This is a genomic window from Microbacterium sp., assembly GCF_031178445.1.
Classification (GTDB): Bacteria; Actinomycetota; Actinomycetes; order Actinomycetales; family Microbacteriaceae; genus Microbacterium.
Window position 1 is genome coordinate 19,484 of record NZ_JAPSIY010000015.1, and the last position, 14,938, is coordinate 34,421.

At 68.2% G+C, this 14,938-nt stretch carries 13 protein-coding genes; 7 read left to right on the forward strand and 6 right to left on the reverse strand.

Translation table 11 applies throughout. The annotated features are described in order from the left end of the window. Positions 1-71 precede the first annotated feature (71 nt). The 4 genes from RIN43_RS15625 to zapE form a co-directional block, all read right to left on the reverse strand. The gene (locus RIN43_RS15625; protein WP_309129846.1) at positions 72-827 is read right to left on the reverse strand and encodes an MBL fold metallo-hydrolase; all 756 of its coding nucleotides are present in this window, start codon (positions 825-827) and stop codon (positions 72-74) included. A 76-nt stretch (positions 828-903) separates the two neighbouring features. Then, on the reverse strand, positions 904-1,482 hold the full coding sequence (locus RIN43_RS15630) for a type II toxin-antitoxin system PemK/MazF family toxin (RefSeq protein WP_309129847.1): 579 nt from the start codon (positions 1,480-1,482) through the stop codon (positions 904-906). Between the two features lie 30 nt (positions 1,483-1,512). Further along, a complete protein-coding gene (locus RIN43_RS15635) occupies positions 1,513-2,748 on the reverse strand; it encodes an ammonium transporter (RefSeq protein WP_309129848.1) in 1,236 nt (411 codons plus the stop codon). A 109-nt stretch (positions 2,749-2,857) separates the two neighbouring features. Beyond that, positions 2,858-3,901, reverse strand: a complete 1,044-nt coding sequence (zapE, locus tag RIN43_RS15640; protein ID WP_309129849.1) for a cell division protein ZapE — start codon at positions 3,899-3,901, stop codon at positions 2,858-2,860. A gap of 140 nt (positions 3,902-4,041) precedes the next feature. Between zapE and RIN43_RS15645 the strand changes: the two genes are divergently transcribed. Continuing rightward, positions 4,042-4,938, forward strand: coding sequence for a sulfurtransferase (locus RIN43_RS15645; protein ID WP_309129850.1), 897 nt, complete (start codon positions 4,042-4,044; stop codon positions 4,936-4,938). A 19-nt stretch (positions 4,939-4,957) separates the two neighbouring features. Further along, entirely contained in the window at positions 4,958-5,389 is a 432-nt protein-coding gene (locus RIN43_RS15650) for a SufE family protein (RefSeq protein WP_309129851.1), read from the forward strand. Here the strand turns inward: RIN43_RS15650 and RIN43_RS15655 are convergent. Then, positions 5,373-6,536 carry an alpha/beta fold hydrolase gene (locus tag RIN43_RS15655; RefSeq protein WP_309129852.1) on the reverse strand — a complete coding sequence of 388 codons (1,164 nt, stop codon included), beginning with the start codon at positions 6,534-6,536 and terminating at the stop codon, positions 5,373-5,375. The two genes, RIN43_RS15650 and RIN43_RS15655, sit on opposite strands and share 17 nt — an antisense overlap. Positions 6,537-6,561: 25 nt before the next feature. Between RIN43_RS15655 and RIN43_RS15660 the strand changes: the two genes are divergently transcribed. The 5 genes from RIN43_RS15660 (at position 6,562) to RIN43_RS15680 (ending at position 12,626) form a co-directional block, all read left to right on the forward strand. Beyond that, positions 6,562-7,143 (forward strand): DUF3000 domain-containing protein, encoded by a 582-nt coding sequence (locus RIN43_RS15660; RefSeq protein ID WP_309129853.1) that lies wholly within the window; start codon positions 6,562-6,564, stop codon positions 7,141-7,143. After that, complete coding sequence (locus tag RIN43_RS15665; protein ID WP_309129854.1) at positions 7,136-8,329, forward strand: HRDC domain-containing protein; 1,194 nt, start codon at positions 7,136-7,138, stop codon at positions 8,327-8,329. The genes RIN43_RS15660 and RIN43_RS15665 overlap by 8 nt, the downstream gene beginning before the upstream one ends. A 72-nt stretch (positions 8,330-8,401) precedes the next feature. Then, positions 8,402-9,607, forward strand: a complete 1,206-nt coding sequence (locus RIN43_RS15670; RefSeq protein ID WP_309129855.1) for a thiolase family protein — start codon at positions 8,402-8,404, stop codon at positions 9,605-9,607. A gap of 11 nt (positions 9,608-9,618) precedes the next feature. Further along, positions 9,619-11,778 (forward strand): 3-hydroxyacyl-CoA dehydrogenase NAD-binding domain-containing protein, encoded by a 2,160-nt coding sequence (locus tag RIN43_RS15675; protein ID WP_309129856.1) that lies wholly within the window; start codon positions 9,619-9,621, stop codon positions 11,776-11,778. 152 nt (positions 11,779-11,930) lie between these two features. After that, the gene (locus RIN43_RS15680; protein ID WP_309129857.1) at positions 11,931-12,626 is read left to right on the forward strand and encodes an SPFH domain-containing protein; all 696 of its coding nucleotides are present in this window, start codon (positions 11,931-11,933) and stop codon (positions 12,624-12,626) included. 11 nt (positions 12,627-12,637) lie between these two features. Here the strand turns inward: RIN43_RS15680 and dxs are convergent, their stop codons facing one another. Further along, a complete protein-coding gene (dxs, locus tag RIN43_RS15685) occupies positions 12,638-14,581 on the reverse strand; it encodes a 1-deoxy-D-xylulose-5-phosphate synthase (RefSeq protein ID WP_309129858.1) in 1,944 nt (647 codons plus the stop codon). Between the last annotated feature and the right edge of the window lie 357 nt (positions 14,582-14,938).

The following is a 14,938-nucleotide window of genomic DNA, read 5'->3' on the forward strand; positions in this document are numbered from 1 at the left end:
CGTTATGCGGCTCGAAGGTGGTTCGCAGCGCCCGTCCGATCGGATTGGCCCACCGTCGATCGGCGAGCGTCTCAATGGCTGCCCGCTCGGCGCGCGGCGTCGATCGCCTCGCCGACACCCCGCGTCCAGGGATCTCCGTGCCCTGGTAGTAGGATCGCGGAGTCGGCGCTGCGAAGGGCGTCGAGCGACTCCAGCGCCCTCGCGCTGTCGGCGGTCGCGGCACCCGCCACGATCTGAGGTCCAGCGGCGCCGGTGTACGGGTCGAACGTCACGATCGCGTCGCCGCTCATGACGACGCCGAGATGCTCGAAGACGAACGCGCAGTGGCCGTAGGTGTGTCCAGGAGTCCATACCACCCGTGGTCGCCCGGGGACGTCGAGCGTCAGTCCATCGGCCAGACGGGGCGCCGCATCGACGCCCTTCACCATCAGCGCACCGTGTCGGCCCATGGACAGCAGTCCCGGTACGGTGCGCGGATACCGCAGCGGATACCTCCACGCCGCGCGCTCACGGGCATAGCGGTACGGATGCCGCGCCAGTGCCGCGTCTTCGGGATGCACGAGCAGGCCGGTCCCCTCGTCACCGAGACCGCGCGCCATCCCGACATGATCGAAGTGCCCGTGGGTCAGCAGCACGGCGTCGATATCGCCCCTTCGAGCGCCGAGGCGCTTGAGAAGCGAGTCGAGGAGCGGACGGGTGCCTGGCAGGCCGGCGTCCACCAGGGTCATGCCGCCCTCGGCCACGACCAGGTAGCAGTTGACGTGCGCGACATCGAGGCGGTTCACACCAGTGGCGACCTCGGTCCACCCTGTCGACCTTCTGCTCATCCTTCAACGGTGCGCGGCCGGAGGGGGTTCGGCAGGTGCCTTGCAGGCCCTGCGCACTCGTGCTAGCGGTGCTGCTTCAGGCCTGCGCCCAGCCGTACCGGTGGATCAGCGCATCCGCGACCAGACCATAGCGATCACGCTCGAGCACCGCCGCCTCGCGTCGCATCCCCTCGTGGTGCACGCTGTAGAGCTGCTCGATGTCGACCCACGACTCGCGCCCGCGCGAATCCCAGTCGCCCGATCCGATCGCCAGATAGTCCCTGTCGCCGTCGTGCGGCCTGCTCGTCATCCGCACGGCATAGACGCGGTCGGCGGATTGACGTCCGATCACGAGCACCGGCCGGTCCTTGCCGCGCCCGTCGTTCTCCTCGTACGGCACCCAGGTCCACACCACTTCACCGGAGTCGGGCAGGCTGTTGCGCGAAGGCGAGTATCCGACGCGGACATCCCGTACCCTCTCGGGGTCGACACGACGCGTCTCCGCCCCCGGGATCCGTCCCGCCGCCGAGTCGTCCTCGCGCGCCGCTGCGCGCCCTTCGGGCCGCAGCACCGCATCGGGATGCCGCGGTCGGGAGGGCCGCTTCGGATCCTCCTTGGCCAGCATCCGGCCGAGGATGCCGGTGAGGGTGGACAGGATGCTCTTCGTCGAACTCACCTGCCCACCCTACCCCTGCGGCTGGTGCATTCACTCGACCAGTGCGTACCCGGCCTCTCCGTGCACCACCTGGTCGACTCCGGCGATCTCATCGTCGCTGTTGACCCGGAAGCCGATCGTCTTCTCGATCAGCAGACCGATCAGCAGCGACACCACGAAGGCGTACACCATCACCCCGGCCGAGGCGATCACCTGCACCGCCAGCAGGCGCAGGTCGCCGCCGACCAGCACGCCCTGTCCGGTCGCGAAGAACCCGAGGTAGACCGTGCCGATCAGCCCGCCGACCAGGTGCAGGCCTACGACGTCGAGAGAGTCGTCGAACCCGAGCCGGAACTTCAGCTCGACCGCGAGAGCGCAGGCCACACCGGAGAGCGCGCCGAGCAGCACCGACCATCCGGGCGTCAGGTTCGCGCAGGCGGGGGTGATGGCGACGAGACCGGCGACCAGGCCCGACACGGCGCCGATCGAGGTGGGCTTGCCGTTCTTGAGCTTCTCCACCAGGATCCACCCCAGGATGCCGGCGGCCGCCGCTCCCAGCGTGTTGATGGCGATCAGTCCGGCGCCCGCCATGTCCTCGGTGACCCACACCGCCCCCACGTTGAAGCCGAACCAGCCGAACCAGAGCAGTGCCGCCCCGAGCAGGGTCAGTGGCACGTTGTGCGGCTTCTGGATGCCCTTCTGGAACCCGATGCGCTTGCCCAGCACGAGGGCGAGTGCCAGCGCGGCGGCTCCTGCGTTGATGTGCACGGCCGTGCCACCGGCGAAGTCGATCACGGCGATGCCGCTCTCCTCCCCGAACAGCCAGGCGCCGAGGTTCATGATCCAGCCACCGCCCCAGACCCACGCCGCGATCGGGAAGTAGCCGAGTGTGCCGAAGATGCCCACGTAGATCAGCCAGGGACCGAACCTGGCACGGTCTGCGATGGCGCCGGAGATCAGCGCGACCGTGATGATCGCGAAGGTGGCGCCGTACGCGACAGACAGCAGTGCCACATTGGCGCCGGGCTCTGTGGCCGACTCGGCCAGACCGAAGTCCGCGAACGGGTTGCCCGCGAACTGGGTGGGTGAGTCGACGGCGCTCATGGCGAAGCCGTAGAGGATCCAGAGGACGGCGATCAGGCCGATCGCACCGAAGCTCATCATCATCATGCTGATGACGCTCTTCGCCTTCACCAGCCCACCGTAGAAGAAGGCCACGCCCGGCGTCATCAGCAGCACGAGCGCGGTGGCGGTGATCACCCAGGAGATGTTTCCTGCAGCATCCATGTTTCGAACCTCACTTTCGGGAGATCCCAGTGTGAGGTTCGCGCGTTTCGGACGATGGCGCTGTGTGTTGCGGGCCTGTTACGTGACCGGCCGTGGTGTGAACAACGTGTTACGCGGTCGGCAGCGAGTGCGTCAGCGCGTTCAGGCGGGAGACCGCGCGCAGGTACTTCTTGCGGTATCCGCCCGCGAGCATCTCGTCCGCGAAGACGGCGTCCAGTCCGATTCCCGTCGCGGCGATGGGGATCTGAGCGTCGTACGCGCGGTCGACGAACGCCACGAAGCGCAGCGCCTCGGACTGGTCGGTGAGCACGCGCACGTCGCGAAGCCCGATCAGATCCAGCCCGTCGATCAGGCGGAGGTACCGTGAGGGATGCACCTGTGCCAGGTGCCGGATGACGGCCGAGAACTCATCGTCGGATGCGGTGCCCGTCGTGGACGCTGCGTCGACCGCGTGCGTGTAGGACGCGTCATCGAGCACGACGGCATGCCCGTCGATCGCGCGCTGTCGATAGTCGACGCCGTCGATGCGCAGGGTCTGGAAGCTGTCGGACATGGCGTGGATCTCGCGCAGGAAGTCCTGCGCTGCGAAGCGCCCCTCTCCGAGCGCGTTGGGCGGCGTGTTGGACGTCGCGGCGAGTTTCGTCCCCGACGTCACGAGCTCCCCCAGCAGCCGTGTCATGACCATGGTGTCACCCGGATCGTCCAGCTCGAACTCGTCGATGCAGAGCAGATCCGCACCCCGCAGCAGATCGACGGTGTTCTTGTATCCGAGCGCACCCACCAGCGCGGTGTACTCGATGAACGACCCGAAGTACTTCCGCCTCGCGGGCAGCGCATGATAGACGGACGCCAGAAGATGGGTCTTCCCGACGCCGAATCCGCCGTCGAGGTACACGCCGGGCTTCGCAGGCGTCTCCTTGCGTGCGCGACGGAAGAATCCGCCGCGCTTGGGCGGCTCGCCCTGGCCGGCGAAACGCTGGAGCTTGGCCTTGGCCTCCTCCTGAGAAGGGTAGGAGGGATCGGCGCGGTAGCTCTCGAAGGTCGCGTCTTCGAACTGCGGCGGCGGCACCAGACTCGCCAGCATCTCCGTTCCGGTCACTGCGGGCGTGCGGTCGATGAGGTGCACGATTCCGGTGCTGGTCTGCTGGGTCATCCGATTCCTGTGTCGAAGTCTTACCATTCGGGTGCAGGGGCATCCGCGGCGTCATATGGTCGTAGTGACGGATCAACATTACGCCGTCGTGCCCTCACACTCTGCGTCCGCAGAGCGCGACCTGAACCACAAGGAGCATCGTGACCGTCGATCTCGACACCTCATCAGCCAAGTTCGCCGAGTACGCCGAACCCGGTCGTCTGGTCACGACGCAGTGGCTCGCCGCGCATCTGGACACACCCGGCGTCGTGGTGGTCGAGTCCGATGAAGACGTGCTGCTGTACGAGACGGGTCACATCCCGGGCGCGGTGAAGGTCGACTGGCACACCGAACTGAACGATCCGGTGGTGCGCGACTACGTCGACGGTGAGGGCTTCGCCGCGCTGCTCAGCCGCAAGGGCATCTCTCGCGACGACACCGTGGTCATCTACGGAGACAAGAACAACTGGTGGGCCGCGTACGCACTGTGGGTGTTCTCACTGTTCGGCCACGAGGACGTGCGGCTGCTCGACGGCGGGCGGGATCGCTGGATCGCAGAGGGGCGCGAACTCACCACCGAGCCGGCCGCGAGGCCTGCGACCGAGTACCCGGTCGTCGAGCGTGACGACAGCGTGCTGCGCGCCTACAAGGACGACGTGCTGGCGTTCATCGGCAAGGGTCCGCTGATCGACGTCCGCTCGCCCGAGGAGTACAGCGGTGAGCGCACCTCGGCGCCCGCCTATCCCGAGGAGGGCGCTCTGCGTGCCGGTCACATTCCGACCGCGCAGAGTGTGCCGTGGGGCAGAGCCGTGGCGGAGGACGGAGGATTCAAGACCCGCGCGGAGCTCGAGGAGATCTACCGCGCGGGTGCCGGCATCGCCGACGGCGACTCGGTGATCGCCTACTGCCGCATCGGGGAGCGCTCGAGTCACACCTGGTTCGTGCTCAAGCACCTGCTCGGTTTCGCGGACGTGCGCAACTACGACGGCTCCTGGACGGAGTGGGGCAGCGCGGTTCGCGTGCCCATCGTGAGCGGAACGGAGCCGGGGTCGCTCTGATCGTGTGACAATTGCACGGATGACTCAGACGCACGTCCCCGACGCTCTCGCGCAGATCCGCGACGAGTTTCTCGAGCTTCCCGAAGCCGAGCGACTGCAGCTGCTCCTGGAGTTCTCCAATGAGCTTCCCCCTGTGTCAGACGAAGTCGCGAGCCACCCTGAGATGTCCGAGCGGGTGGCCGAGTGCCAGTCGCCGGTCTACATCCACGTCGAGGTCACCGACGGCGTCGTGGCGATGCATGCGACTGCACCGCCGGAGGCGCCCACCACGCGCGGTTTCGCCAGCATCCTGGTACAGGGGATCACGGGCCTCACCGCGGACGAGGTCCTTGCCATCCCCGACGACTTCCCGCAGAGCATCGGTCTCACGCGCGCCGTCTCACCGTTGCGCATCGCCGGCATGACCGGGATGCTGATGCGAGCGAAGCGTCAGGTCACGCAGAAGCGCTGAGTCCGCGCTCGCTCATCCAGTCGGTGATCGCGGCCGTCCAGCCGGCCTGATCGTAGTTCCACAGCTTGGTGTGACGCGCACCGCTGAAGTGCGGCATCGTCACGATGTCCGGTCGTGCCTGTGCCAGTGCGTGCGAGGCGTCGGTCGGCACGAAGCCGTCGTCGTCGCTGTGCAGGATGAGGATGGGCGCCTCGAGCTCAGTCGCACGGGCGACCATGTCGAGGCTGTCGAAGGAGATCGCCTCTTCGGCACCGCTGAGCCGGGCGGTGAACGGCGACGACAGGGCGCTCATCGCAAGCGCGGGGATGGGTTCGCGCAGGCCCGCCTCCCGCGCCTGGAACCGCAGCACAGTGCGCCAGTCCACGACGGGCGACTCCAGCACAATGGCGGCTATGCGGTCGCGGTGGCCCGAGGAGACCGCGGTCTGCAGCGCGACTGCGCCGCCCATCGACCACCCCATCAGCACGACGCGCTCGGCGCCATGGCGCAGTGCATGGGCGATCGCGGCGTCGACGTCCCGCCACTCGGATGCGCCCAGCGCGTACCGGCCGCCACGGGATCGAGGCGCCTCGCCGTCGTTGCGGTACGACACGACCAGCGTCGGCAGTCCGAGCGAGTGGAACACCGGGACGGCTCGCAGGCACTCCGATCGTGTCGCTCCCCTGCCGTGCACCTGGATCACCCAGGTCGACGACTCGGCCGGGAAGTACCACGCCGGGCAGGGGCCGGCGGGCGAGCCGATGAGGATGCTCTCCCAGGGCAGGTGCAGCTCGCTTGGCGTGATGTGGTACCAGCCGCTGAAGGCGGCATCCCCGTCCACCTGGGCACCCGGCTCGATCTGGGTCAGCAGCTTTCGCCGCACGCTCTTCGCGTCGGCGCTGAGGACCGCGCCGAGCTTGACGTACCCGTACGTGCCCGTCGTGAACAGTCCGTAACGGCCCGGCAGCTCGGTGTCGAGCGTCCGCGACAGCTCGATGGTCTGCGCACCGGTGTCGACCTTGAGGATGCGGGTGTCGTTGCGGCGCACAGCGGGAGTGACCACCCGGCGGGCGGCCGAGAGCACCGCGTAGGTGGCTGCGGCACCTGCGGCGCCGACGGCGATCAGTGCGGGGACGGCGAAGGCTACGGCGTGCCTGAGACTCTTCATCGCCTCCTGACTCTAGCCTGTCCACGTGACCGCACACCCGGACGCCGCCGCCCTCTTCGAGAAGGTCGCCGCAGAGCTGCGAGAGACTCCTTTCCGAAGCGACATCGTGGTGCGCGAGATCCCCTCGCCGTCCGGTCTCGCGGCGTTCTCGATCGCGCTCGCCGCCGATGTCCGGCCTGACGACCACGGCGATTCCGTGTACGGGACAGGGCGGTTCGTGCTGCTGCACGACCCCGAGGAGCCGAGCGCGTGGGACGGAGCCTGGCGCATCGTCGCCTTCGCTCAGGCGCCCCTGGAGCCGGAGATCGGCACCGATCCCCTGCTCGCCGACGTGGCATGGTCATGGCTGGTCGATGCGCTCGAGTCCCGCGACGCCGTCTACCACTCGGCATCCGGCACCTCGACCAAGATGCTCTCGAAGGGGTTCGGCGGTCTCGCGGCGGAGGGCGACGGAGCGCAGATCGAGCTGCGGGCGTCGTGGACGCCGGAAGGACCGATCCGGCCGCATGTGGAAGCATGGGCTGAGTTGGTCGGGATGCTGGCTGGTCTGCCTCCCGGATCGGAAGACGTCGCCGTGTTCGGCGCGAGAAGGGGCGGACGTGGCTGAATACTCCGTGATCGATGACCGCACGGAGTTCGAGGACGCCTGCAGCGCCCTCGCCGCAGGGCAAGGACCGGTCGCCGTCGACGTCGAGCGCGCTTCGGGGTTCCGCTACTCCCAGCGCGCCTACCTGGTCCAGGTCTTCCGGCGTGACGCGGGGGTCTTCCTCTTCGACCCGCCTGCGATCCAGGACTTCTCCGAGCTGCAGCACGCGATCGGCGGCGAGGAGTGGGTCTTCCACGCGGCAAGCCAGGATCTCCCGTCGCTGCGCGACCTGGGTCTCGAGCCGGAGAGGATCTTCGACACCGAGCTCGCGTCCCGCCTACTGGGTCACGAGCGCGTCGGTCTCGCCGCGGTGGTGGAGCGCACGCTGGGCATCGCGCTCGCGAAGGAGCACTCGGCGGCCGACTGGTCGACGCGTCCGCTGCCCGGCGCATGGCTGGAGTACGCCGCCCTGGATGTGCTTCACCTCGTCGAGGTGCGCGACGTGATCGCCGGTGAGCTCGTCGAGGCAGGCAAGACGGAGATCGCCGCCGAGGAGTTCGCGACGACCCTCTCCCGGCCTCCCAAGCCTCCCCGTGAAGAGCCCTGGCGCCGCCTCAGCGGGCTGCATCGCGTACGCGGCGCCCGCAATCTCGCCGTCGCACGGGAACTGTGGACCGCTCGCGAGCAGTACGCACAGGAGATCGACGTCTCACCCGGTCGTCTCGTTCCTGATCGTGCGCTGGTGGCCGCGCTCATCGCGGCACCGCAGAGCAAGCAGGCCCTCGCCGGTCTCAAGGAGTTCACCGGTCGCGCCAGCCGCACCCAGCTCGATCGCTGGTGGGAGGCGATCGTGCGCGGGCGCGAGACGGAGCAGCTGCCGCGGGAGCGGGTGCCCAGCGATGCGCTCCCGCCGCCGCGTGCATGGGCCGATCGCAATCCCGAGGCGGATCTGCGCCTGAAGGCCGCTCGTCCCGTGGTCGAAGCCATCGCCGAGGAACTGCACATGCCGACCGAGAACCTGCTGACGCCGGAGTACCTTCGCCGGCTGGCGTGGGAGCCACCCGCGCTCACCGTCGACGCGATCTCCGCCGCGCTGAAGTCACTCGGCGCACGACGCTGGCAGATTGAGCGGACTGCACAGAAGATCACGGATGCCTTTGTAGAGGCACCGCAAATGGCCTCGGACACCCAGGAGCCCGCTTCGTAGGTTCGACCCAACCGATTCCAGCCCGCAATGTCGCCCTTCTAGGCTGAGAGCATCCCAACCTATGGAGGCAGAGTGGCCGAGATCTCGGACGTCTTCTTCGTCGATGGAGTGCGCACCCCGTTCGGGCGCGCCGGCGAGAAGGGCATGTACTGGAACACCCGCGCGGACGACCTCGCGGTCAAGGCGACGATCGGACTGATGGAGCGCAACGCGACCGTCCCTGCCGACCGGATCGACGATGTCGCCATCGCGGCGACCTCGCAGACCGGCGACCAGGGTCTCACCCTCGGACGATCGGTCGCGATCCTCGCCGGGCTTCCCCAGACGGTTCCCGGTCTCGCGATCGACCGCATGTGCGCGGGAGCGATGACGGCGGTGACCACCATGGCCGCATCCATCGGCGTCGGGATGTACGACTTCGCGATCGCCGGCGGGGTGGAGCACATGGGCCACCACCCCATCGGCGGCAACGCCGACCCGAACCCGCGCTTCGTCGCCGAGAAGATGGTCGACCCGGGTGCGCTGAACATGGGAGTCACCGCGGAGCGCATCTTCGACCGCTTCCCTCATCTCACCAAGGAGCGCTCCGACCGTTTCGGAATGCTCAGCCAGCAGAAGGTGCAGGCTGCCTACGACGCGGGCAAGATCCAGCCGGACCTCGTGTCGGTGGCGATCAAGGACGCCGACGGCGCGTGGGGTCTCGCCACCGAGGATGAGGGCCGCCGCCCGCAGACGACGATGGAGGACCTCGCCGGGCTGAGGACGCCTTTCCGCCCGCACGGCCGGGTCACCGCTGGCACCTCCTCGCCGCTCACTGACGGCGCCACGATGTCTCTGCTCGCCGGCGGCGGCGCGGTCAAGGAGTTCGGCCTGACGCCGAAGATGCGGATGGTCTCGTTCGCCTTCGCCGGCGTTCAGCCCGAGATCATGGGCATCGGCCCGATCCCGTCCACCGAGAAGGCGCTGAAGAAGGCCGGACTGACGATCGATGACATCGGGCTGTTCGAGCTCAACGAGGCCTTCGCGATCCAGGTCATCTCGCTGCTCGACCACTTCGGCATCGCCGACGACGATCCCCGGGTCAACCAGTGGGGCGGGGCGATCGCGCTCGGACATCCGCTCGCCGCATCCGGCGTGCGCCTGATGATCCAGCTCGCGGCGCAGTTCGCCGAGCGCCCCGACGTCCGCTACGGCCTGACCGCCATGTGCGTCGGCCTCGGCCAGGGCGGATCGGTCATCTGGGAGAACCCCTTCTACGACGGCAAGAAGCGCAAGTGAGGGACGCAGGAATGGCGAACACGATTTCCGAGCAGTACGCGAAGGTCGACTTCTCTCCCATCCAGGCGCTCACCGAAGGCGAGGTCGTCACGCACTCCCCCGTGCGCGACATCCGACTCGCCTCCGGCAGGGTGCTGGCACTGATCACGCTCGACAACGGTCGCGATCACACCCGCCCCAACACCCTCGGACCCGCTACGCTCACCGAGCTCGGCGAGACCCTGGCGAGGCTGAAGGCGCGCGCCGCGGCGGGTGAGATCCAGGCGGTCGGAATCACGGGCAAGCAGTACATCCTCGCCGCGGGTGCCGATCTGTCCGACATCAGCAAGGTCGGCTCCAAGGACAACGCCCGCCTCATCGCGCAGCTGGGCCACAAGGTGCTCGGCTCGCTGTCGGAACTGGGCGTGCCCACCTTCGCGTTCGTGAACGGCCTCGCGCTCGGCGGCGGTCTGGAGATCGCACTGAACTCCACCTACCGCACCGTCGACGCATCGGCTGCCGCGGTGGCACTTCCTGAGGTGTTCCTCGGCATCATTCCCGGCTGGGGCGGCGCCTACCTGCTGCCGAACCTGATCGGCATCGAGAACGCGCTCGAAGTGGTCATCTCGAACCCCCTCAAGCAGAACCGGATGCTGAAGCCGCAGCAGGCCTTCGAGCTCGGCGTCATGGACGCCATCTTCCCGGCGGCGAACTTCCTCGAGAACTCGCTGACCTGGGCTGACGCGGTGCTCGGGGGGAAGAAGGTCGAGCGCAGGAACGAGCCCGGCAAGATCGAGCGACTGACCAAGTGGCCCATCGCCATCAAAATGGCCAGGGGCATGCTGGAATCCAAGATCGGCACGGTGCCGAAGTCGCCGTACGCCGCGCTGGAGCTTCTCGACAAGGCGAAGAGCGGAACGAAGGCGGAAGGGTTCGCCCGCGAGGATGAGGCGCTCGCCGAGCTCGTCACGGGTGATCAGTTCGCCGCCTCGATGTACGCCTTCGACCTGGTTCAGAAGCGCGCCAAGCGCCCGGTCGGGGCACCCGACAAGGCGCTGGCCAAGAAGGTCACCAAGGTCGGGATCATCGGCGCCGGCCTCATGGCGAGCCAGTTCGCGCTGCTGTTCGTGCGCAAGCTGCAGGTGCCGGTGCTGATCACCGACCTCGACCAGGCCCGCGTCGACAAGGGTGTGTCGTACATCCACGACGAGATCGGCAAGCTCGAGGCCAAGGGCCGCCTCGACGGCGACACCGCGAACAAGCTGCGCTCGCTCGTCACCGGCACCACCGACAAGAGCCTGTACGCCGACTGCGACTTCGTGATCGAGGCTGTGTTCGAGGAGGTCGGCGTCAAGCAGCAGGTGTTCGCCGAGATCGAGAAGATCGTCGCAGACGACGCCATCCTCGCCACCAACACCTCGTCGCTGTCGGTCGAGGAGATCGGGTCCCCGCTCTCTCATCCGGGGCGCCTGGTCGGCTTCCACTTCTTCAACCCGGTCGCGGTGATGCCGCTGATCGAGGTCGTGAAGACCCCCCACACGACGGATGCTGCGCTGTCGACCGCGTTCGTGGTGGCCAAGGGTCTCGGCAAGAACGCGGTGCTCACCGCAGACGCGCCCGGGTTCGTGGTGAACCGCCTGCTCGCCAAGGTCATGGGCGAGGCCGCACGCGCCGTCTACGAAGGCACACCGGTGGCGGAGGTCGAGAAGGCCTTCGCACCCCTGGGGCTGCCGATGGGCCCATTCCAGCTCATCGACCTGGTCGGCTGGAAGGTCGCCGCGCACGTGCAGGACACCATGGTGCGAGCGTTCCCGGACCGGTTCTACGCGAACGAGAACTTCCACGAGCTGGCCGAGCTGGATGCCGTCGTGGAGAAGGACAAGGGCGGCCGGGTGACCGGGTGGACGAAGGCGGCGGAGAAGACACTGAAGGGTGCGGTGGCCTCATCGCCTGCGTCCGCCGACACCATCCTCCGCCGGGTACAGGACGGCCTCGCACAGGAGATCCGCCTCATGCTCGACGAGGGCGTCGTACCCGCCGTCGAAGACATCGACCTCTGCCTGATCCTCGGCGCAGGCTGGCCTTTCATCGACGGCGGCGCATCCCCGTACCTCGACCGTGAGGGGGCTTCGGAGCGGATGTTCGGGGGGACCTTCCACAACCCGCCGATCCGCGGCATCGCGCACAGCTGACGCGCTGCGGCACGGGCGGGAGGGCTGCGGCTCCTCCCGCCCGTTTCCGCGCCAGGACGCGGCGCCCAACGCGGAGCGAACAGCGTGTGAACTCCCGGCGCGGTCGACCCGATTCGACATCCACCGGCCGCGCGAACGGGCACAGTGGTGACATGGACATGCTCCTGACGATGATGAGCACCAAGGGGATGTCGAGCCTGTTGAAGACCGGCACCGCCATCCTCACGATCCTGCTCGTGGTGCCTGCGTTGCTGAAGCTGTTCGTCGTCACGGTCGACGAAGGCTGGGCCGCGATCCGCACCCGCAACGGCAAGCCGATCATCCGCAACCGCCCGCCGCGCCGCAGAACCGCGGCTGCCGGCGCGGTCGGCGAGGTCGTCGTGCTCCATCCCGGATCGCACGGCGCGTTCCCGCTCTTCTACTGGTACCGGCTGATCGACGTCAGGTGCCGCGCCACCGACCTGCCTGCGCGCGAGATGACGGGGCGCAGCGGGCATCAGCACCGCGTGCACGCGTCATTCGAATGGCGACCGATCCCGACGGGCCGGGATCTGCGCGTCTTCGAGCTCGATGTGGTGAACGTGAAGGAGCGCGCCTCGAACATCGTCGGAGCGGCATTGCGCGACAGCATCCGGATGCTGGACGGCGAGGAGCTGCCGCACAACGATCAGATCAACGCTCGGGTTCTCGCGGCGTGCGCCGACGAGGTACGGGCCACCTGCGGCGTGGAGCTCGTGCGGGTCATGATCACCGGCGACGCCCTCACCGACGGATTCCTGCTGGCGGGAGCCCTGCGCGATTCGGATCGGGACAGGGAGGCGGTCGCCGCCCTGCACGCCCTGAACTGAATGACCTGGCGTCAGCGACGCTCCTGCACAGGCAGCTCGATCGCGCCGGTCTCCCCGCTCTGCCGCGCGACCGGCACTCGCCTGCCGAGCACCTGGGCGACGATGTCGTGGGCGATCTTGGCGGCCGTCAGGCCGGCGTCCTCGAGGATCTCCTCACGCGACGCGTGATCGATGAACTCGTCCGGCAGGCCGAGCTCGTCGACGGCGGTGTCGATGCCCGCCTCGCGCAGCACCTGACGAACCCGCGTGCCGATGCCTCCGACGCGGATGCCGTCCTCGAGAGTGATCACGAGACGATGTCTGGCCGACAGCTGCACGACAGATGGCTGCACCGGTATCGCCCAGCGCGGATCGATCACGGTCGCCCCGATGCCCTGGGCGCGCAGGCGCGCCGCCACGTCGAGCGCCAGCGCCGCGAAGGGGCCGATACCCACAAGCAGAACGTCCTCGGTGTCGTCGCGCGCGAGCACGTCGACACCGTCTGTCAGTCTCTCGATCGCCGTGATGTCGTCGGCGACCGAGCCTCTCGGGAAGCGGATGACGGTGGGCGCGTCGTCGACCCGCACGGCCTCATCGAGCGTCTCCTCGAGCCGGGCGGCGTCACGCGGAGCGGCGATGCGGATGCCGGGGACGAGCTGCAGCATCGCCAGGTCCCAGATGCCGTGGTGACTGGGGCCGTCGGGGCCGGTGACTCCTGCGCGATCGAGCACGAACGTGACGCCGGCCTTGTGCAGCGCCACGTCCATCAGCACCTGATCGAACGCGCGGTTCATGAAGGTCGCGTAGATGGCGACGACGGGATGCAGTCCGCCGAACGCCAGCCCCGCGGCCGATGCCACGGCGTGCTGCTCGGCGATGCCGACGTCATACACGCGGTCGGGAAAGCGCTCCGCGAACGGTGCGAGCCCGGTGGGACGCAGCATGGCTGCGGTCATCGCGATGACATCGTCGTGACGGGCGCCGACATCGACCAGCGCCTCGGCGAACACGTCGGTCCAGCCCCGCGACGAGGACGTCGACAGCGCGCCTCCCGTCTTCGGATCTATGCGTCCGACCGTATGGAACTGGTCGGCCTCGTCGTCGCGGGCCGGCTGGTAGCCCCGCCCCTTCTCGGTGATGGCATGCACGATGACCGGGGCGCCGAAGTCCTTCGCGAGCTGCAGCGTCTCCAGCAGCGCCGGGATGTCGTGACCGTCGACCGGCCCGAGGTACTTGATGTCGAGGTTGGAATACAACGCGGCGTTGTTCGTGAACCGCGAGAGGAACCCGTGGGTGCCACCGCGCACACCGCGGAAGAGCGCCCGCCCGAAGGGACCGAACGCACGGAAGAGCCGGTCGGACTTGCGGTGCATCTCGCGGTAGGCGCCTGCGGTGCGCACGCGGTTGAGGTACCGGGACATGCCGCCGATCGTCGGTGCGTAGGAGCGGCCGTTGTCGTTGACGATGATCACGAGGTTGCGGTCGTTGTCGTCGGTGATGTTGTTCAACGCCTCCCAGGTCATTCCGCCGGTCAGTGCACCGTCGCCGACGACCGCCACGACGTGGCGATCAGCGCGACCGGTGGCAGTGAGGGCGCGGGAGACACCGTCGGCCCAGCTCAACGAGCTCGAGGCGTGCGAGGACTCGACCACGTCATGGGCGCTCTCGCTGCGCTGCGGGTAGCCGGCGATGCCGCCGCGCGAGCGCAGCTGCGAGAAGTCCTGCCGGCCGGTGAGCAGCTTGTGCACGTACGACTGGTGGCCGGTGTCGAAGATGAACGGATCATCGGGCGACGAGAAGACCCGATGCAGAGCGATCGTCAGTTCGACGACGCCGAGATTCGGTCCCAGGTGCCCGCCCGTGCGAGCGACGTTCTCGACGAGGAACGCCCGGATCTCGGCCGCCAGCTCGTTGAGCTGCGCGGGCGTGAGCCGGTCGAGATCTCGGGGACCGGTGATGCTCGGCAGGATCGGCATGGACGCTCCTCCGCGACTCGATGACGTGCGCGGCATACGCCGCGCGGACGCCCTCAAGTCTACCGTCGACGGATGAACGTTCCTTGTGTGATGCACGCCGTCGCATCGACGGAGAGCCTGCCACGCGCCCACTGACCGCGACGGGCGTGCGAAGGGCCCGGATGCTCGCAGCATCCGGGCCCTTCGGGAACCGCGCTCAGACGAGCGAACGCAGCACGTACTGCAGGATTCCGCCGTTGCGGTAGTAGTCGGCCTCACCGGGGGTGTCGATGCGGACGACCGCATCGAACTCGATGATCTGCTTGCCCTCGGCCGAGAACTCGCTCGGGGTCGCAGTGACCTTGACGGTCTTGGGCG

Bases quoted from the DNA above. Each gene is read 5' to 3' on its own strand.
- RIN43_RS15625 (WP_309129846.1), bottom strand. From the start codon at position 827: ATGAGCAGAAGGTCGACAGGGTGGACCGAGGTCGCCACTGGTGTGAAC.
- RIN43_RS15635 (WP_309129848.1), bottom strand. From the start codon at position 2,748: ATGGATGCTGCAGGAAACATCTCCTGGGTGATCACCGCCACCGCGCTC.
- zapE (WP_309129849.1), bottom strand. From the start codon at position 3,901: ATGACCCAGCAGACCAGCACCGGAATCGTGCACCTCATCGACCGCACG.
- RIN43_RS15650 (WP_309129851.1), top strand. From the start codon at position 4,958: ATGACTCAGACGCACGTCCCCGACGCTCTCGCGCAGATCCGCGACGAG.
- RIN43_RS15655 (WP_309129852.1), bottom strand. From the start codon at position 6,536: ATGAAGAGTCTCAGGCACGCCGTAGCCTTCGCCGTCCCCGCACTGATC.
- RIN43_RS15675 (WP_309129856.1), top strand. From the start codon at position 9,619: ATGGCGAACACGATTTCCGAGCAGTACGCGAAGGTCGACTTCTCTCCC.
- RIN43_RS15680 (WP_309129857.1), top strand. From the start codon at position 11,931: ATGGACATGCTCCTGACGATGATGAGCACCAAGGGGATGTCGAGCCTG.
- dxs (WP_309129858.1), bottom strand. From the start codon at position 14,581: ATGCCGATCCTGCCGAGCATCACCGGTCCCCGAGATCTCGACCGGCTC.